Raw genomic sequence first — 16,374 nt, forward strand, 5'->3', positions numbered from 1 at the left:
CGGTGGTAGTTGTAGTCGCGCCACAGGGTGCGTTTCGTCTGATCAGGTGGTGGGGCGCGGTGGGCTTTCCGCGCCCCACCCCGGGCGGGATCAGAGAGTGGCGAGAAGCTCCTCCATCGTGGCGATCTCGGAGGTCTGCGCCTCGATGATGGTGTTGGCGAGTGCGACGGCGTCGCTGTTCTGGCCGTTGGTCGCTTCTTCCAGGGCCATGTCGATGGCACCGCGGTGGTGCTCGATCATCTGCTGGAGGAACAGCCGGGCGGCGTCGGTTCCGGTGGCCTGCTTGAGCGATTGCATGTCGTCTTCGCTCATCATGCCGCCGCCGTGGTCCATGCTGCCGGTGGCGGGATCAACGGCTCATGACCGTCAACGGGGCGTGAGGGCCGCGCGTGGTACAGGTTTGGTCTCCGATGTCTCAGCTGCAGCGCTCCCCCGAGCCGGGGGTGTGGCTCGTCTTCGACCGCAGCAGACGAATCGCGATTGTGCGCGTGGTCGAGGTGCAGGGGCGGAAGCTGCTGCGCTCGGTGACGTTCCACGATGACCCGGCTCAGCGGCAACTAATCGGCTATTTTCCCGAGGACGGGATGAAGCTCGCAGTGGAATGCACCTGGGCGGAGTACGTCAAGCACACCGGTCCCTCGACGAGCAACCGGAAGTGAGGACTATCGCGCTCGGCCCTCATCACCTTCGGCCACAGGAATGTCCCCGTGTACCGTTGGCATAAACGGGGGATCGAAAATGCTCCCACCAGCCAGCGTTGACCGGCGACGGGGCGAGCTCCCCGCGTGAGGGGCGTTGTCGGAACTGGCGGGACGCTCACCTATCAGGGAAGGCCGCGGTTGCGGACGCTGTCGGGGCATGACGTTTCTCCTTTGAGAACGAAGACGGACTCCATGAGACAAATGTCTAGATGGACCGTAAGTCATCTTCGGGCGCGCCCCCGGGAGCGAGTCCGGAAAGTGATTCACCCCTCCCCCGGATGCTGGGATCGTGGCACGCGGTCGATCACCGTCAAGGGCGCTGCGCGTCGCGACGCGATGCGGCGTTGCCGCACCCTGGACCGTGCTCTCCCTTGCGCAAGATCGGCATGTATCCGGTGCGAGCAGCTGATGTGGTGATGCTCGAGAACGAAGGAAGGGACCGGCCCCGTGGGCACGGTCCCTTCTCAGCGCGTGTCAGGCGGTCTTGGAGACCGTCTGGGCCTCGGGGTCGACGCCGAATCTGCGGATGTAGGTCTGGCGGATCTCTTGAAGCTGTGCGCGCTCGCGATCGCTGATCGGGTCGGCCTCGCCTGCCGCGATGCGGCGCTGGAGGCTGCCCTTGTGCGATGTCACGAAGCGTCCGGTGAAGGACGAGCGGGAATGCCGAGCCATCTGATCACCTTCCTTCTCGGTCTATTTTCCGTCGCGATTGCGGGCGTGTCTACGGCGGCTGGGCGTTGAAGGTTCTTGATCGTGCGGTAGATCATCTTGCCTTCGGTGGGGGTCGCGTCCTCGAGCAGGGCCTGGAGGGCGTCGTTTGCGACCTCGCGGTCTTCCTGGTCATCGGATGCGGCCAGCCCTAGGGCCCATTGCGCGCGGTTCCACCACTGTTCGCGCGCGGCGTTCTCGCGGGCGATTTTGGTTGAGCGGATGGCGGGAGTGAAGGCGATGACGGCGGCGATGACAGCGAAGACGCCGGCCATCGGGGGCCCGCTCAGAATCGCGCGCCAGAGAGCTTCGTCGATGACAACGGGTGTGGTCAGCGCTGGGTAGGGCGGGAAGGCGCTGCGAAGGCCGTACCCGACACCCCCGCTTGCGAGGATGACCCCGGCCAGCGCCCAGCCGCGCCGCGCTCGAACGCTCACGTCATACCCCCATTGGGCGCCCCTGGGGCAGTTCGCGGGCCTTGACGGGCGGGAACGGCTTGCCGTCGTTGTACTTGGCCTCGAGGCGCTCGACCTCTTTCATCGCGGCGGCATTGAGGAACTGCGAGAGGTTGCGGAACCCTTCTTGTGCGAACGTGTGCAGGATCGCACCGCGGATGCGGTCGGTGTCTTCAAGCTCCTGGTAGAACGACACCTTCGGCGGGTACTTGGTGCGCTTCTTCGGCGCGGGCGCCTCGGCCGCGGGCGCCGCCTCGGCGGGTTTCTCCACGGGGGCGGCGGCGGGCGCCGGCTGTGGGGTCTCAGCGGGCTGATCGTCCTCGAGGCGCCCGACGAGGGAGGAGAGGGTTTTGCGTGCCATGGGAGATCCCCTATCTCTTTCCGTTGGCCCAGAGGCTCGTGAGCTCCAGGGCGAGGTCTTTGTAGTCGTCGATGGCGTTGGCGGTGGCTCGGCTGCGGGGGTAGGTGGTGACCACTTCCCCGGTCAGCGGTGCGTCCGTGTGCATGACGTATTCGCGGATGACGCTGCGGAAGCGTGGGAGGTGCATCTCGTCGAGGAGTTCGAGCGCGTCGTCTTTGCGCAAGGATCGCGCTTTACACGGCTCACCAGGACTCGGTAGGGCAGGTTCCGCGGCTCGATCAGCTGGCGAATGACGCGAACTGCGGGCTTCACGCTCATGGTCGCGGGTTCCATGGGCAGGATGACGAAATCGCTGTTGTCGAGGACCGCGCCGAGAACGTCGGTGTCCCGCAAGCTTCCCGGGGTGTCGACGACGATCACGTCGTACTCGTTGGTGCGCCGTAGACCGGCGAGGACTTGGGGGTCTGACTCGGTAGCGAAGTCGAAGGGCACATTGTCCCCTCCCGCCTCCGCCCAATCGGTCGCGCTGCGCTGCGGGTCGACGTCGACGACGAGCACGCGGGCATGATCTGACAGCACTGCGGCGAGGTTCATGACGGTCGTCGTCTTACCGACGCCGCCCTTCTGCCCGACGACGGCGAGGATGCGAAGAGTCATCTGGGGCACCTTCCCTGTAACGGTAGTCCGCCGGTCTCGGTGGTGACCAGCTCTCCAAGTCGTGGTGGAGGTCGAGGCCGAGATCGATCGGGATGTACCGTCCCTTCCACTCCCCCTCCACCCGCAACGTGATGTCCAGCTCCGTCCAGCGGGCTCCAATGTCGTAGAGCGTGCTGGAGTCGCTCAGGCCAAGGTCGCGAAGGGCGCCGAGGGCGGCTCGATATGGCGCTGGTCGCTTGTTTACCACCGCTATCCCAATGCCGGCGAGCGGGTTTCGATGTTAGGCGACAATTGAACAACTGTTGCGTAACATCGCGTCTACACAGACGTTCATCGACGCCAACATGAGCGGCACAACCATGTTGACCAGACGCTCATGTTAAATATGTCTTGTTTAACTGTTGGAGTTGGGTTGTATTCAAGAAACAAGACCTATGCATCACTTCGATGTCCAGGTTGCGCTGGAACAGAGCAACGCCTCGGCAACAGCTATTTGAAGGTCGATGTTTATGTATCTTCGGGACGGCGTTAGGGTATATGCGGGTAATGCTAATGTTTCGTAACTGTTACGTACACCAAACATCGCGGCAGCGGCGTGTCGCAAACGTACTCATCTTGTTGTGCCACTACGTTGGCGTTCGGGTTCGCTAACACCGCCGCGACACATAGGCGGGTGCACTGTTGACCCAACGTCTGTGTTTCGCATCGCCGGCGTAACAGTTACAGAACAAGCAGGGGAGTGGTCTCGTGAAAGTCATCGCAGTGTGCGGGCAGAAGGGCGGCATCGGCAAGACGTCGGTGTCGATGAATCTCGCCGCGGCCATGTCGAAGCACAGCAAGATCCTCGTCATGGATGTGGACCCGCAGGGTTCGACGATGTTCTGGGCGGAGACGGCGGATGACGTTGAAAACGAGCTCCCGTTCGATACCTCGCCGTCGACGGACCCCGAGGCACTCCGTCACCTGAAGAGCCTGAACGAGTACGACGCGATCATCGTCGATACCCCCGGCTCGCTGAGGGACGAGGATGTCCTGGGGGCCGTGCTCGACCTGGCTGACTTCGCTATCCTCCCGATCACGACGTCCACACTGGACTTCCCGGCGATAACTCGGACGTTGAACGAGTTCGTCATCCCTAGGGGAGTGCCTTACAAGCTCCTGCTGAACAAGGTCGACACCCGCCGCGGACAGAAGCGTCTGGACGGGTGGAAGCAGGCCATCGACGAGGGAGAGTTCGTCGCCGACCGCATCGGTGTACCACGGTTCAACCACCACATCCGTCTGTCGTCGACGGTGGAGGACATGCCGATGGAGGGCAAGGTCGTCACCCAGTACACGGATACCCGAGCGAACCAGAACGCGATCTTCGATTACACGGCGGTCGCGCTCGAGCTCACGGCGCAGTGGTACGAGGAAGCGAAGGCCAACTGATGGCAAAGATGGATCTGACCGCGCGGTTGAAGAACTCTGCGAAGCGTGCGCAGGATGTCACCGCGCAGGCGCACCTCGTGGCAGTTGAGGACTTGGTTGAGCCGCCTGTCACAGAAGCCCAACCGGATAGCTCGGCGCCCGCTGTCGAGCTGACGCAACCCGCCGAACCTTCGGCTGTCGCGACGGACGAAGCAGCTGGCAACGAGGCGACACCGGCACAGAAGCAGGTGTCCCGTCGGCGCCCGGCGCCCGCGGAGCCGCGCCGCGCGCCGGCTAGGCCGTCGACGACTCCGGACAACGTGGCGGGGGAGTCGGTGAAGGGTCTCGCCCTTGAGCTGCCGAAGTCTCTGAACGCCCGTCTCAACGCTCATCACACGCAGACAAAGATGAGCTTTGTGCTGACCGTGATGACGGCCGTCGAGGTGGCCTACCCCCGGCTGCAGGAGCTGATCGACAAGAAGCTCGGTCGTCATGACGAGCCGGCTCGAGTTTCACTGTTTGCAAAGCCGACACGGCAGAGAATCTCGCGCGACGAGGAGACCGAACGGCGGACAATCCGGATGAGCGCCGGCGGTCTTGAGGTGCTCGACGGACTGGTCGAGGAGTTCGCAGCGCCTTCGCGCACATTCCTGGTCATCGTTGCACTCGACACGTACCTCCCCGCCCAGGACTGACGTGCACGGCCCTGCGTCCGGGCCTCGGGGAGAACTCCTACCTGGCGCTCAGGACCGACCTCGCCGCATCCCAGACCATCGCAGCGCCTGAGACGTTCGAGGGGGCGGCCTGAGGCCTCGACTTGGCTCTGTCAATCGAGCCCACCTACGGAATCTGCAGCACGGCAACAGTCCACCGCGGCCACGACTCCAACCGGTCCTTCGTCGTATCAGGCCGCCAGGGCTAGTCCCTGCTCGAGGTAGCCGGCACGGACCAGCTCACGAGCCTTCCTGTGGTCTCGTCGCTTGGTGGGCCCTCGGGGGTACGCAGCATAGTCGGGCCGGTCGGACTCATTTGAGTAGGACTTCTTCCCTCTCCGGTGTTTCGCGCGTCGTTCCATCCAGGTAACCTCAGCACGCCACCATGCCCACACAAGGCGTTCCTCGTCGTATCTGGCGCGACGCTGCTCCAGGTAGCCGTCAACACCGCGTCCGCGGGCGACGAAGTCACGAGCGGTGGGGGAGAGGCGTCGCCATCCTCCAGGGGTCCTCTCGATTAGACCCGACGCGCTCAAATCGTCGACGCGGCGTCGGACGACGTCGGCATCCAGCCCTGTTCGATGGACGAGCTCGGCGAAGGTGGCGCTGCCCTCTGCCGGCGTGTGCTTGTAGATCAGTCCCGCGTTCCTGCCCATGCTGCGGGGTGCGGTGAAGACGTCGTGTGCGAACAGTTCCAGCCGGGTGCTGATCTCTCTGATGAGGGCTTGGGAGAGCGGGACGGCGTTGGCGATGGCGCGCATATGCGCTTGTGTCCGCTCTTGTACTGACTCCTCTGTGGAAAACCGGGTGTCGAGTCGGTAGCGCTTTGCGTGCACTCCTTCGGCCTCCGTCACGACGGCGAGCCAGCCGCCTGCGCCGTCTTCCCCGGTAAGGGCGCGGAGGGCACGGGAGACGGTGGTGCGCCCGTAGCCGGTGTCGGCGCTGAGCCGGCGTACGTCGGCTTCGACGGTGTGCTGGGAGCTCTGCAGCATGTACAGGCAGATGGCGTCCAGGACGACGCGCTGCGCGTGGGAGCCTTCGACCCGACTGTTGTGTGTCGCCCACATACCGGGGAGGGCGTCAGCGCGTGTGAGGGCGCGTTGCACGGCGGCGGCAACGCTCGCGGTGCGCTGGCGGTAATCCTCATCGTCGCCCGAAGCGCTGAGTGGGTGAGCGGCTACGAAGCGGACGGCGTACTCCCATGCAGCGGTCAGCACCTTGTCGATCTGGTGTTCGCTCCGCCGCTGGCGTGTGGCACCGACGCGCCGCGTGCGGGCGTGTTCGAGGCCCAGGGAACTGTGTACCTGCTCGCGAAGGTCCTGATAGCTCCAGCGGGCGTGTGCGGCGGCCGCGAGGATCCGCACCAGCGTGTGCGACGCGTCGGGACCGGCTTCGCTGTGCAGCACCAGGTCCATGGCCATCGACAGGGGCCGACGGCGGCCGCGGATCCGGGGCCTTCCGGCATCATCACGGACGACGTTGTGCAGGTCCTCGGTGGACGGGGTGGGCAATTCCGCGCCGAGGTCGACAAGCAGCGCATGCAGCTGGCCGGGGACGTCTTCGTCGGCCGCGTGGTCGGTAATCGCAGCCAGGTCACCCACCGGCGCCGAGTGCCCACCGGCGCGGTGGGGAGCGTAGGGCGGGCGGACGCAGCCCGCTTTGGGGTTCGTCAGCGGCGCGAGGTCAAGAGAGGGGAACAGGCTCCTGGTCAGGTAGGCGATGTCGCGGACGGCGTCAGCGTCAGCGGGCACGTCGAGGTGGACCCAGACGTGGCGTCCGCCGGTAGGACCGGACAGGCACAGCAGATGGGGGACATTGAGCTGCTCGAGCCAGTACGTGAAACGGTCTGCATCGCTCGCGGCGTCCCCGACGGATGCATCGAAGTCGAAGCAGAGGTAACGGAAGCGAAGGTCATCGTCGGCCAGGAACATCGCCCACGTCGTCGACGGCGGCGCCTCGTTGAGGGGCCAGAGCTTGTCGTAGGCGTTTAGTACCTCGCCGCTGGCGGCTCGGGCAGCCGCGCGGACGTCATCCCTGGGGGAGAGGCGGCGGGTAATCGCCCACACCTCGTCAAGGGAGTAGGGCGACACGCCGGTGGGGTCGACGAGCGTCAATGCTCGTGCGCGCCCCCGGATGGGGATTACCATGGCGACATCACCTCCTCGGAGGTACGACAAACGCCCCTCGCCAAGGGGTTGCAATCGAATACCTGCTCTCTCCGACTCCCAGTCGCCAAACCTTCGGTTGGAGTAAGTGAAGCTCTTGACTCCAGGCCCACGCGCTACGCCAATAGCGCGGAGGGCCTGATGTCATTTACGGGCGCGTCACATGACGAGCTCCTTCCATCACGGTGGGGGACGGCCGGCGGGACGCCGAGCCGAAAGTGCGGGCCCCATTGGTGAGACCGGTCTGGGTGCACGCCGTAGCGCGGTGGGGGAGAGGCATGTGGCCTCGATCCGCCGGAGTCGCCTGTGAGGGGCCGGGAGTGATGCTCGACCGGGCCATGCTGAGGGGATGTTCGCGTGACACGCCGACGTTGGTACGCGAATCCACCCCGCCGCGCGGGGTTTCGGTTAGCATGAGAGCACCTCCTGAGGAAGCTCGGGTGGGTTCCAGACTCTGGTTTGGTCGCTAAGGTCTGGCGAACTACATCGAGGGGCCCCGTCGTCTGACGGGGCTCCTTTTCGTTAGCTGGCGATCTGCGTCTGCGTCGGCAGCTCCCTCGAGGATGGGCGTACCAGGGCGAGCGGCGACACCGGCGCGACCTGATCGACTTGGGGGAATGGTTCGACGAGCAGCTCTTCGAGCATGTCGCCGGTCACTCCGGGCTGGGGTGCAAGCTCGGGCATACCGAGCTGGTGCGCCGCGAGATGAACGAGGTAGTCGCCGTAGCTCATGTGCAGCAGGTCCGCGTTCGCGCGAATGACCATGCCGAGTGGCTTAGCGGGCTTCGCCGTGATCTGGTCACGTTCGCCTTTGCTTGGTCGTCCCATGTGTCCAAGCATGCCCCGTGATTTCTTAGGCACCTACGATTGCCGTTCGGCGTGTCGAAACGTAGGTGCCTAGGAAATCTGCCCGCTTGAGGGCTATATGCCGGGGGTCGTGGCATTGCCACGAGGGGACCATTGGCGCCGAAATCCGCAAGCGCAGCCCGCCGGGGGAGCGGGGGCGCTCCTGTCACCCTCTCGCACTCCGCCCGCGTTGCGTTAACGCCGCCGCCGGCCGGGCGCGCCCGCGTTGCGCTCAGTTCCGTCCGCCGCTTACGAGCCCCACGACGCGGCGTCACGCCTCGCGGCCGCTACAACGCCGGCGACTTCTCCAGCGGCGAGGCGGTCGATGTGTCGCCGCTCCACTCCGTCCCCGCCGCGGAGGGGCGTGTTGAGCCACTGCGCCCATGTCCACGGGTCGTCGACGCCCTCCCCGAGGATGGGCAATACTTCGCTCAGACCCGGCACCAGCGCGCCGTTGCGCACCTGGAAGGCGGGGTAGAGCGTGCGCTGGTCGGAAGTGTCGAGGCGGAGGGCGCGGCGCTCACGGACGGCTTTGGAGAGGGCGGCACGCCCGACGCCGAGCTCTTTCTGAAGCCCACCGCTCGAGTAGCACGGGCCGACAATGTCCGCCCATGGGTTCTTGACGAGGCCGAGGCGGGCGACGATGTCGGCGGCTACGGTGTCGGGGGAGCCCAGCGCGCTGACCTTCGCCCCGTCGCGAATGAGGCGCTCGAGCCGGGCGCGTATAGCCTCGAGGAGCTCGTCGGTGGCCGCGTTCTCCCGTTGGTGTTCGTCTTGGTCGCTCGACACCGAACCCTCCCCGTCAACTCCGTCAACCCGTACGCTGGAGCGGGGGTGTCAACTTTGTCAACTCAGTATGCCGCGACAGGGGAGTAGCTTCCAACCTTCAACGTCGGGTCGAACCTCACCAAATACCCGCGGATACCAGCTCGCACCCATCCGAATGCCGGTATGGCGGCGCCGCAGCGAGTGTCGGGCCGCACCCCGTCAGACGATGTTCATACCTCCGGTGACCGGGGTGTTCGCGACGGTCCAGCCGAGCGCCCGGCACGCGTCTTCGCCGCTCAGATGGCGAGTCGCGGTGTGCCCGGCATGTGCGCTCGGTGCGCCGGCGTCGCCGAAGAGCGCGTAGGCGTCGGGGCTTCCCGTGGTGAATGCCGAGCCATAGAGGACGCCGTCGTAGCCTGCGTCCTCGAACGCCTGCGCCCACGCTTGCGGGATCGAGTAGTCCGACATGGTCGTCAGCTCGCGCACGATGCCGTGCTCGGCTGCGGCGACGTCGTTCACCGCAGCGCATCGGTGTTCGGTGGGCGCGCTGACGACGGAGACGACGAAGGAGTCAGCGAGGGCGCGCGACACCACGCCTTTCCGCGACACTCGACCACGGATCCTCTCTCGCACCGCCGTGTCCACGCTTAGTGCGGTGCAGCAGGTCCCACGGGCGCCGTGCAGGTTGAACCGCCCCTCCACGCCATTGTCGTAGTACCAGGCTCCGTGCGCTGTTCCGTGGGAGCGGTACATCGGAGCGCCCGCGGCCAGGGTGGCCTCCGGAAACGCGCTGAGGACTACCCCGGCCGGCGGGGCGCTCTGCGAGGCGGTCACGCGGCCCAGGCCGCTGCGTCGTGGCGCGCCTCGACGAGCACGGTCTCCAGATCCCCGTTGGCGAGGAGGTCGATGGCGCGCGGCTGGTCCTCGCCGTTCTCGTCCGCCAGGGGAGTGTTGAGCCACTGCGCCCACGTCCAGGGGTCGTCGATGCCGGACTGCAACACGGTGAGCACCTCTTTCAAGCCCGGCACGAGCTGTCGGTTGCGGACCTGGAAGGCGGGGTAGAGGTTGCGGCCATCGGCGGTCGGGAGCCGGAGTGCGCGAAACTCCTTCACGGCACGAGAAACCGCGCCGCGTTCGACGCCGAGCTCGCGCTGGAGGCTGCCGCTGGTGTAGCAGGGACCGACGATGTCTGCCCAGGGGCTCTTCGTCACACCGAGGCGGTCGACAATGTCCTGGATGACGGTCTCGGGCTTGGTGATCACGCTGACCTTCACGCCGCCGCGCACGAGCGCGTCGATCTTGCTGCCGAACAGGTCCTTCAGCAGGTTCGCGGCCTGCTCTTCCTGTCGCCGCTGCGGGTCTTCGGGTGCGAGAGTAGTCATCGTTCCTCCATGTGTACCATGTCTACCACTCAAGTATGCGCGTGTATGTCGACCATGTCTACCACCCCAATAGGCGAGTGCCGGTACACCATGACACCCAACGGAGGGGGAGAAGCGACCACCGGCAAGCGTCGGGAGCGCCGCGGTCAGACGCTGTGCCTCCGCGATGATCCGGGCGGCGAGGTCGATGAGCGGCTCGGCGATCTCGCGGGCGGCATGCCGGTGGGTGTCGTCATCACGTGAGGCGTAAGACGGCATCGCGTTGTGAAAAGCAGAGCCGGGTCGCGTCACCACCTCGCTCCAGCGCGTTCCGTTGAACCGCTCGACGAGGGCGCGCGACTGCTCAGCTTAGGCGTCTACCCGGACGGTAACGCGCAGCACGGACACCGGCTCGTTGACCGTGATGATCCGCACGAGCTCGTAGGACTGCCGAGTGCGGGAAAACGTCGTCTGGTCGATACTCATGCGTACCCACATGCGCGGTGGCGTCGGACCGTGAGGACCGCTCACACCCGGCAGTTTTTGCGGCAAGACGGTACCGAGCAAACGCCGGTAATCTACGTTATGTCAGTTTGCGAACATCGAGCCCGTCATTCAAAGACTCTCCGGGCCTACTACTCACATAAAACCTCTTCCATTCGTCGAGTTGTGACGTGGGCGGGTGGTATGAGGATGAGAGCAAAGAGGACCGCAGCCACACCGACGAACGCCCTGGCCGCGAGTAGTGCGACGCCGAGGACCCCGAAGACGATAACTGCGGACCACAGAATGATGCAGAGAATTGACGTCCAAGTCGGCCGCATCGTTCCCGTGGGGCCTGACCGTGCGATCAGACGTCCGCGTCCTCGTCCTCTTCGGGGTTGAAATTAGAGGCGGTGTCGGAGTGTCCTGCGGCGATTCCGTTCGGGTGGGGCGGGATGGTGCCGTCGCTGCCGAGGCCGCCAGACTTCTCAGTGCCGCTTTCTGAGGTGGGCACCTCGACGCCAGCCCCTTCGAAGGCGTCAGGGTTGGAGGAGAGCTGGGATGAGTCGCTGGTGTTGGAGGTCATGAGTCTTGTTCCTTGTTGGTGGTGCGGGATCTCAACGGCGCCGGAGGAGCGCCATCGCGGCAGCGATTGCAAGAGCGACTGCCCCGGTGGTGAGGATGGTCCGTCGCAGGTTTCGGCGGATGGTGATGCCTGCTCGCGTGGTTGCTGCGAGCACTATGTCGATGGCGTTTGTCGCTGGCTCTGACGTGGCGTCGACAGCCAGCGAGACTGTGTCGCCCACTTTCTCCGCTGCCCCGCGATTGTCACCCTGACCCGTGCAGGACCCGTTGTCGCGTCGCAACGCGTCGGTCGCGCGGTTCGTGTGGTCCTTCGCCGTCTTCGCGGCGTCTGCGTCTGAAGTGCTCACGAGACGAACCCTGAGCCAGCCGGTCGCTGAGTGAGACTTGGTGCCTTCTCGGCCGTCCCGGCCCAAGTCGATCCCAGGGGTGGTCGGCTAGGAACCGGGCGAGGTTTCGTGTGGCGTGACCGGGCGGTCGACGACGGGCGGCGGTGGGGAGGGGTCATCGCTTGGTGGCCATTTCGCCGTGCGCTCGCTCCTGCTCTTCCCAGTGCGTGGCGCTCAGCATGACACCTCCGGAGGAGTTCGCCTGGTTGGCGAGGAACTTGAGGTAGAGAGGGTTGAGGCGGTGCGGCTCGACTGTGTCATAAGAGAAGCGCATTTGGATCGCTGGCTGCAGCCACAGGGTGACGCGGCCGGTGTCCGCCCCAGCCGCGGGGGTCCAGGTCATCGTGAACGATTCCCCACGCCGCATCTTGGTCGCGATGACGACCTGCAGGTAGTTGAGAAGCCGGTCGTCCATGTGGAGGGGCTGGTGGTCAGTGCCGTAGAACAGCTGGCCCATTGAAGTCCTTCTGGTGCAGTAGAGGTCGCGTCAAGGTTGCGGCCGTGCCGCGGGAGCAATCTGGGTTGCTCTACAAGTAAGAGCACGCCACCAGCCATATCGTCACAAAAAAGGTGTGACAAAGTTGGGCGGTGACCTCAGACCGCGTCAGCGCAGCGTTGCTGGCCTCCGCAGACGAGACCCTCGTGGCTCGATGCGTCGCCGGTGACACCGCGGCCTTTGCTGTTCTGGTGCGCCGTCACTCGCCCCTCCTGCGCGTGCTCATCACCCGCATCGTGGGAAGCGCGACCGAGGCGGACGACGTCGTGCAAGATTCCTTCGTCATCGCGTGGCGAGAGATGGCGAACCTCCGCGACGGCTCCGCGGTCCGCGCCTGGCTCGTCCGCATCTGCACGCGACAGGCATACGCGCTGCTACGCAAGCGCCCCGCTGACCTCGAGCTCGCCGTCTCCGAGGCGGCACCCGCAACCGCAGGGCAGCCGGAGACACAGGCTGTCCGCAACGCACAGCTTCGCGCCCTAGCGCTGGCTCTGGATCAACTACCGACGGATCAGAGGCAAGCCTGGCTTTTGCGGGAGGCCGGCGGCTTAGATTACGCAGAGATCGGCGAACTGATGGAGATTCCCGCCAGCGCCGTACGTGGGAAGCTCGCTCGCGCGAGAGCAAACATCGTGATCCGAATGGAGGCCTGGAGGTGACCGACATCGCACACACCGTCCGCCTCGACTGCGGAAAGACGATCGAGGAACTCGCCGACTACGTCGCCGAGAACCGCACCCCACGCGACCCCGACATCGAAACATGCCCAGAGTGCGCCAACGTCGTCGAAGCCCTCGAGCGCGTGTCGCACCTGTCCCAACGGCTCATGGAGCACGAGGCACGAGAACTCGAGCCGGTTACCGACAGCTGGATCGACCAGCTCCTCTCGGGTATCGAGGCGGAGATCGTCGCCGGACGAACGTACCCGCTCCCCCACCCAGACCCGCGCGTGCAGATATTCGTCACCGAGAACGCCCTGCTGTCTCATCTGCGCACCGTCAGCGACCAGCTCGACGACGTCATCCTCGGCAAGTGCGACATCGACGGTGACTTCTCCAAGCCGAACGCACCGGTCATTGTAAACAGCACCGCGAGCGTGGCCTCGGGCGCAAACATCCACAGTGCTACCGAGCAACTCCGCCGCATCATTGCCTCGACAGTGCAGAAACACACCGGCCACTCCGAGGTGATCGTGAACATTACCGTCACCGATATCCACGTCTTGAGGGCTCCGTGACCGACACCCACAGCCGTCCAACCCCGCGCGAAGTCGCCGCAGCAACTCCCGGCGTCGTCAGCGCCATCGACGCCCCGGACCCCACACAGCCGCTCATCACGCGCGTCGCCGAGGCAATGGTCTCTAATCTGCGCTCTGACAACTTCAACGAGAAGCAGTTGCCGAACATCTCACTTAGGCTGACCGTCGACGGCGAGCACCCCGCGCATCTCACCGCTACTCGCGTAGCTGAGGCGCTTCTCGCGGACGCAGACGCCGACGCGACAGTTCAGGTCCAGATCGCTCGTATTGTCTGAGCGCGCAAGCGTCAACGGCTCAAGCTTTGCGCGGCCATTGACGGGCGAGGGCGAGGACAACGGCACGCACCTATAGCAGCCGGAGAACAACCGAACCCCACTCCCCCAGGCTCAAGTGACGGAGTGGGATCTTACCGATAGTGAATGTGGGATCATACCGATAGTATATATTATGTCAGTTTGCTAGCCACATGGAGATGCCGCTCATTACCCGCCGGCCCGTGCCCGACCGGATCGCGCTCATACCCATCAGCTGCGCTGGCTTCGCCGTCACGACTTCCCTGCTTCTCGTCGGCGCCAGCATCGACAGGGTCTTCTTCAACGGTTGAGCGCTTAAGCATGGGATGCGGTGAGCCGCGGCGTCGCTAGATGTAGTCATACGGAGCGTCGCCCTCGCCAAATCCATCAGGCGGCTGCGCATGACGTGTTGACGCGTCCCCGTCAGCCTCTGCCCCCTCCAGCATGACCGTGTTCGAGGCAATCACTATCGACGTCGTGAGCGTGACGAAGATGCTGAGTCGCTGACCGCCGTCTGTCGTGACCCGCAAGAAGCCACCTCCGGCGCGTGTTGCGCCGAGAACCTGCGCCTCAATCTCTTTGACGGCTTCCAAGGGAGCGAGGGGGTAGGTCGCGTCACCGACGGTCAGTTGTACTCTCTCGATGCTTTCCCCCATGCGGCCGACGGTAAGACCCGCCTAGACGTCCTACAACCCCCGTTGCCATAGGCAAGGCGCACGACGCACACTGCGCGACACTCGACCCTGTCGCGGCCCCTCATAGAATCCCCTCAGAGGCCGCCAATCCAGTCGCGATCAGGAGAAGCCATGGGCAAGTTCACCTACGAGTCGAACACGTCGATCACCTTCGAAGACCGCCTACTCGCCCACCTTCAGGCCGTCATCATGGCCAAGACGCGGCGAGGCGAAAGCTTCACGTTCACCTGGAAAGACGACATGAGCACGGGCGGCGGGCGCACCACCGTCTACATCCACCCCCACGCATCTCTCATCTTCAAGTACAGCGGCGGCCGCACCCCGCGTCTCAACCCCGCATGGCTGCACGCACTCAACCACACGGCCAACTCGGGACGAGGGCTCTACATCGTTCCCGAACCTCAGGGCGAATACATCCCCGAGTCGCACGGCGAACCGATGACGTTCAAGGAAGTCCCCACTAACGCTCCCCCCACAGCCAGCGACTGAACCGACCATCCACGCCATGACCTGACCGCCACAGCAACCTGAGGTGGACAGTCGTGGCACCGACGGAGCGCACGATCGTGGGGTCATGAGTGCCGACGAGACCGGTCCCGGCGGTTCGGTATCGGGCCTCGCTGGATCACTTCAGGCCGGGCCCCGAGATCGCCGTGGCCTTCGTGTTAAATTTACCAACATGCGCACAGCGGTCCACAATCCCTTCCAGCCAGGGTCCGACGTGGTTCCCGAGATATGGGCTGGGCGAACAGAGCAGCTCAGTGATTGGCGCGATGTGCTTCGTCCGCGTCTTCAAGCGGGCCTGTTTGAGCGCGGTCGAACAGTGCTCGGGGAGCCGGGGCTGGGTAAATCATCGCTGGTTCGGCGAATTGCGATGCAGGCGGAGCGGACGGGTGATTGGGTTACCCCGCAGATTCGTCTCGCGTTGGGTACCGATCCGCTGAAGCGAATCGCTGCCGAGGTGTTGAAGCTGGCGGAGCGGGCAGGGTTGCCCGCCGCACGCGAGAACCGCATTTCGAACTTGCTCGAGCGGGTCCAGACGGTCGCCGCGAGTGGGGTCTCTTTGGGACTACGTGATCGCGAAGGGGTCGAGCCGCACACAGCCCTGACGGAGCTGCTGGTGGAGATTGGCCACGCTGCAATTCGGCAGAACCACGTCGTCCTCATCCATATCGATGAGGTGCAGAACATCACCGACGAGAAGCTGTTGTCGCAGGTGTTGATCGCGGTAGGCGACGCGATCACCCGGGAAGTGGAGGTTACGGTGCCCGCGGTGGGGACCATCATCCGGTCTCTCCCTATCGCCATATATCTGACGGGCCTGCCCGAGTTCGACGACAGATCCGGGGCGCGCAAAGGCGCAACCTTCGCGCGCCGGTTCGCTACCACCACGTTGGAACCCATCAACGACAATGACCTGCGAAGCGCCCTGCGGCCGCTCGTCGTCACTGGATGGGAGACGCCATCCGAGGATGGGGCCATCCTCGCCGTAAGGTTGGCGCCGGACGCCGCGGAAGCCATCGTCGATGTATGCCGTGGGGAACCGTTCTTGTTCCAGCTTGCGGGCCAGCGTGCGTGGTACGCGGGGGCCGGGAATGTAATCACCCGCGATGAGGTTCTCACCGGTTGGCGTCAGGCGGAACAAGAAGCCATCTCCCACGTCGAACGGATTCTCGAGCGGCTCCCCCAGCGCGAACGAGAGTTCATCAGCGCAATGGCAGAGCTGCCCCCGAGAGAGCGCAGCCAGGGCCAGATAGCGGCAAAGGCAGGTTTCGCCAAGCCCACCGACGCCGGCACCCCCTCTCAGCGTCTCGACAGGGTCCGCGGGATCATTGGGCGCGGAAAGGTGTATACCTTCCGCCACCGCGCGATCGAGGCATTTCTCACGAGCGACTGGCCCTCCATGGAACTGTGACCGCCGACGAACTGCGATGGCGCGTCATCTCGTCCGGTCATCTAGGGCGCGTTGCTAAATCCTGTTCCGCAGGGGCGGGGCGATCCTTGAAGCGTGTCGCGAGATGTCATCACAGATG

25 protein-coding genes are annotated in these 16,374 nt (G+C 64.9%); 10 read left to right on the forward strand and 15 right to left on the reverse strand.

What is annotated here, in order from left to right; translation table 11 throughout:
- Window positions 1-90: 90 nt before the first annotated feature.
- Entirely contained in the window at window positions 91-333 is a 243-nt protein-coding gene (locus Q0818_RS16195; protein WP_083709110.1) for a DUF305 domain-containing protein, read from the reverse strand.
- A gap of 77 nt (window positions 334-410) precedes the next feature.
- Between Q0818_RS16195 and Q0818_RS16200 the strand changes: the two genes are divergently transcribed.
- Window positions 411-659, forward strand: coding sequence for a hypothetical protein (locus Q0818_RS16200; RefSeq protein ID WP_076677871.1), 249 nt, complete (start codon window positions 411-413; stop codon window positions 657-659).
- 516 nt (window positions 660-1,175) lie between these two features.
- On the opposite strand, the gene Q0818_RS16205 is transcribed toward Q0818_RS16200, so the two are convergent.
- The 5 genes from Q0818_RS16205 to Q0818_RS16225 are packed head-to-tail and all read right to left on the reverse strand — an operon-like array spanning window position 1,176 to window position 2,882.
- Entirely contained in the window at window positions 1,176-1,334 is a 159-nt protein-coding gene (locus tag Q0818_RS16205; protein ID WP_164878236.1) for a hypothetical protein, read from the reverse strand.
- Window positions 1,331-1,846, reverse strand: a complete 516-nt coding sequence (locus Q0818_RS16210) for a hypothetical protein (RefSeq protein WP_298877296.1) — start codon at window positions 1,844-1,846, stop codon at window positions 1,331-1,333. The genes Q0818_RS16205 and Q0818_RS16210 overlap by 4 nt, the downstream gene beginning before the upstream one ends.
- A gap of 1 nt (window position 1,847) precedes the next feature.
- Window positions 1,848-2,225, reverse strand: a complete 378-nt coding sequence (locus tag Q0818_RS16215; RefSeq protein ID WP_298877298.1) for a hypothetical protein — start codon at window positions 2,223-2,225, stop codon at window positions 1,848-1,850.
- A 10-nt stretch (window positions 2,226-2,235) separates the two neighbouring features.
- The gene (locus Q0818_RS16220; RefSeq protein ID WP_281369437.1) at window positions 2,236-2,370 is read right to left on the reverse strand and encodes a hypothetical protein; all 135 of its coding nucleotides are present in this window, start codon (window positions 2,368-2,370) and stop codon (window positions 2,236-2,238) included.
- Complete coding sequence (locus Q0818_RS16225) at window positions 2,349-2,882, reverse strand: ParA family protein (protein ID WP_298877307.1); 534 nt, start codon at window positions 2,880-2,882, stop codon at window positions 2,349-2,351. The genes Q0818_RS16220 and Q0818_RS16225 overlap by 22 nt, the downstream gene beginning before the upstream one ends.
- 747 nt (window positions 2,883-3,629) lie before the next feature.
- Here Q0818_RS16225 and Q0818_RS16230 point away from each other — a divergent pair.
- Window positions 3,630-4,313, forward strand: a complete 684-nt coding sequence (locus Q0818_RS16230; RefSeq protein WP_183420881.1) for a ParA family protein — start codon at window positions 3,630-3,632, stop codon at window positions 4,311-4,313.
- Window positions 4,313-4,987 (forward strand): hypothetical protein, encoded by a 675-nt coding sequence (locus Q0818_RS16235; RefSeq protein WP_183420882.1) that lies wholly within the window; start codon window positions 4,313-4,315, stop codon window positions 4,985-4,987. The genes Q0818_RS16230 and Q0818_RS16235 overlap by 1 nt, the downstream gene beginning before the upstream one ends.
- Window positions 4,988-5,196: 209 nt before the next feature.
- On the opposite strand, the gene Q0818_RS16240 is transcribed toward Q0818_RS16235, so the two are convergent.
- The 5 genes from Q0818_RS16240 to Q0818_RS16260 all read right to left on the reverse strand — a co-directional run bounded on the left by Q0818_RS16240 (window position 5,197) and on the right by Q0818_RS16260 (window position 10,166).
- Complete coding sequence (locus Q0818_RS16240; protein ID WP_298877322.1) at window positions 5,197-7,152, reverse strand: hypothetical protein; 1,956 nt, start codon at window positions 7,150-7,152, stop codon at window positions 5,197-5,199.
- A gap of 540 nt (window positions 7,153-7,692) precedes the next feature.
- The gene (locus Q0818_RS16245; protein ID WP_298877325.1) at window positions 7,693-7,998 is read right to left on the reverse strand and encodes a hypothetical protein; all 306 of its coding nucleotides are present in this window, start codon (window positions 7,996-7,998) and stop codon (window positions 7,693-7,695) included.
- A gap of 267 nt (window positions 7,999-8,265) precedes the next feature.
- A complete protein-coding gene (locus Q0818_RS16250; RefSeq protein ID WP_183420885.1) occupies window positions 8,266-8,805 on the reverse strand; it encodes a hypothetical protein in 540 nt (179 codons plus the stop codon).
- A gap of 198 nt (window positions 8,806-9,003) precedes the next feature.
- Entirely contained in the window at window positions 9,004-9,618 is a 615-nt protein-coding gene (locus Q0818_RS16255) for an RES family NAD+ phosphorylase (RefSeq protein ID WP_183420886.1), read from the reverse strand.
- Entirely contained in the window at window positions 9,615-10,166 is a 552-nt protein-coding gene (locus Q0818_RS16260) for a hypothetical protein (protein WP_108317194.1), read from the reverse strand. Before Q0818_RS16260 ends, Q0818_RS16255 begins: the two co-directional genes overlap by 4 nt.
- 45 nt (window positions 10,167-10,211) lie before the next feature.
- Between Q0818_RS16260 and Q0818_RS16265 the strand changes: the two genes are divergently transcribed.
- Window positions 10,212-10,409, forward strand: coding sequence for a hypothetical protein (locus tag Q0818_RS16265; RefSeq protein ID WP_298877333.1), 198 nt, complete (start codon window positions 10,212-10,214; stop codon window positions 10,407-10,409).
- Window positions 10,410-10,995: 586 nt separating this feature from the next.
- On the opposite strand, the gene Q0818_RS16270 is transcribed toward Q0818_RS16265, so the two are convergent.
- From Q0818_RS16270 to Q0818_RS16280, 3 genes are all read right to left on the reverse strand, one after another.
- Window positions 10,996-11,214, reverse strand: coding sequence for a hypothetical protein (locus tag Q0818_RS16270; RefSeq protein WP_183420895.1), 219 nt, complete (start codon window positions 11,212-11,214; stop codon window positions 10,996-10,998).
- Window positions 11,215-11,245: 31 nt separating this feature from the next.
- A complete protein-coding gene (locus Q0818_RS16275) occupies window positions 11,246-11,560 on the reverse strand; it encodes a hypothetical protein (protein ID WP_183420888.1) in 315 nt (104 codons plus the stop codon).
- 154 nt (window positions 11,561-11,714) lie between these two features.
- Window positions 11,715-12,056 carry a hypothetical protein gene (locus tag Q0818_RS16280; RefSeq protein WP_183420889.1) on the reverse strand — a complete coding sequence of 114 codons (342 nt, stop codon included), beginning with the start codon at window positions 12,054-12,056 and terminating at the stop codon, window positions 11,715-11,717.
- A gap of 131 nt (window positions 12,057-12,187) precedes the next feature.
- Between Q0818_RS16280 and Q0818_RS16285 the strand changes: the two genes are divergently transcribed.
- The 4 genes from Q0818_RS16285 (at window position 12,188) to Q0818_RS16300 (ending at window position 13,957) form a co-directional block, all read left to right on the forward strand.
- The gene (locus tag Q0818_RS16285) at window positions 12,188-12,754 is read left to right on the forward strand and encodes a sigma-70 family RNA polymerase sigma factor (RefSeq protein ID WP_298877336.1); all 567 of its coding nucleotides are present in this window, start codon (window positions 12,188-12,190) and stop codon (window positions 12,752-12,754) included.
- Entirely contained in the window at window positions 12,751-13,332 is a 582-nt protein-coding gene (locus tag Q0818_RS16290) for an Asp23/Gls24 family envelope stress response protein (RefSeq protein ID WP_298877339.1), read from the forward strand. Before Q0818_RS16285 ends, Q0818_RS16290 begins: the two co-directional genes overlap by 4 nt.
- Window positions 13,329-13,628: a hypothetical protein gene (locus Q0818_RS16295; RefSeq protein WP_298877342.1), complete on the forward strand. Its 300-nt coding sequence runs from the start codon at window positions 13,329-13,331 to the stop codon at window positions 13,626-13,628. Before Q0818_RS16290 ends, Q0818_RS16295 begins: the two co-directional genes overlap by 4 nt.
- A gap of 191 nt (window positions 13,629-13,819) precedes the next feature.
- On the forward strand, window positions 13,820-13,957 hold the full coding sequence (locus tag Q0818_RS16300) for a hypothetical protein (protein ID WP_298877345.1): 138 nt from the start codon (window positions 13,820-13,822) through the stop codon (window positions 13,955-13,957).
- Window positions 13,958-13,993: 36 nt separating this feature from the next.
- Here Q0818_RS16300 and Q0818_RS16305 read toward each other — a convergent pair whose 3' ends face one another.
- Window positions 13,994-14,302, reverse strand: a complete 309-nt coding sequence (locus tag Q0818_RS16305) for a hypothetical protein (protein ID WP_298877348.1) — start codon at window positions 14,300-14,302, stop codon at window positions 13,994-13,996.
- 150 nt (window positions 14,303-14,452) lie between these two features.
- Between Q0818_RS16305 and Q0818_RS16310 the strand changes: the two genes are divergently transcribed.
- Window positions 14,453-14,830, forward strand: a complete 378-nt coding sequence (locus Q0818_RS16310) for an ATP-dependent DNA ligase (protein WP_298877351.1) — start codon at window positions 14,453-14,455, stop codon at window positions 14,828-14,830.
- 85 nt (window positions 14,831-14,915) lie between these two features.
- On the forward strand, window positions 14,916-16,256 hold the full coding sequence (locus tag Q0818_RS16315; RefSeq protein ID WP_298877354.1) for an ATP-binding protein: 1,341 nt from the start codon (window positions 14,916-14,918) through the stop codon (window positions 16,254-16,256).
- Window positions 16,257-16,374: the final 118 nt, after the last annotated feature.

This window comes from uncultured Microbacterium sp. (assembly GCF_947489255.1).
Taxonomy (GTDB): Bacteria; Actinomycetota; Actinomycetes; order Actinomycetales; family Microbacteriaceae; genus Microbacterium; species Microbacterium phycohabitans.

Coding starts and splice junctions, on each gene's coding strand:
- Q0818_RS16195 (WP_083709110.1), bottom strand. CDS start 333: ATGGACCACGGCGGCGGCATGATGAGCGAAGACGACATGCAATCGCTC.
- Q0818_RS16200 (WP_076677871.1), top strand. CDS start 411: ATGTCTCAGCTGCAGCGCTCCCCCGAGCCGGGGGTGTGGCTCGTCTTC.
- Q0818_RS16215 (WP_298877298.1), bottom strand. CDS start 2,225: ATGGCACGCAAAACCCTCTCCTCCCTCGTCGGGCGCCTCGAGGACGAT.
- Q0818_RS16220 (WP_281369437.1), bottom strand. CDS start 2,370: ATGCACACGGACGCACCGCTGACCGGGGAAGTGGTCACCACCTACCCC.
- Q0818_RS16225 (WP_298877307.1), bottom strand. CDS start 2,882: ATGACTCTTCGCATCCTCGCCGTCGTCGGGCAGAAGGGCGGCGTCGGT.
- Q0818_RS16235 (WP_183420882.1), top strand. CDS start 4,313: ATGGCAAAGATGGATCTGACCGCGCGGTTGAAGAACTCTGCGAAGCGT.
- Q0818_RS16240 (WP_298877322.1), bottom strand. CDS start 7,152: ATGGTAATCCCCATCCGGGGGCGCGCACGAGCATTGACGCTCGTCGAC.
- Q0818_RS16245 (WP_298877325.1), bottom strand. CDS start 7,998: ATGGGACGACCAAGCAAAGGCGAACGTGACCAGATCACGGCGAAGCCC.
- Q0818_RS16260 (WP_108317194.1), bottom strand. CDS start 10,166: ATGACTACTCTCGCACCCGAAGACCCGCAGCGGCGACAGGAAGAGCAG.
- Q0818_RS16265 (WP_298877333.1), top strand. CDS start 10,212: ATGTCGACCATGTCTACCACCCCAATAGGCGAGTGCCGGTACACCATG.
- Q0818_RS16270 (WP_183420895.1), bottom strand. CDS start 11,214: ATGACCTCCAACACCAGCGACTCATCCCAGCTCTCCTCCAACCCTGAC.
- Q0818_RS16280 (WP_183420889.1), bottom strand. CDS start 12,056: ATGGGCCAGCTGTTCTACGGCACTGACCACCAGCCCCTCCACATGGAC.
- Q0818_RS16300 (WP_298877345.1), top strand. CDS start 13,820: ATGGAGATGCCGCTCATTACCCGCCGGCCCGTGCCCGACCGGATCGCG.
- Q0818_RS16305 (WP_298877348.1), bottom strand. CDS start 14,302: ATGGGGGAAAGCATCGAGAGAGTACAACTGACCGTCGGTGACGCGACC.
- Q0818_RS16310 (WP_298877351.1), top strand. CDS start 14,453: ATGGGCAAGTTCACCTACGAGTCGAACACGTCGATCACCTTCGAAGAC.
- Q0818_RS16315 (WP_298877354.1), top strand. CDS start 14,916: ATGAGTGCCGACGAGACCGGTCCCGGCGGTTCGGTATCGGGCCTCGCT.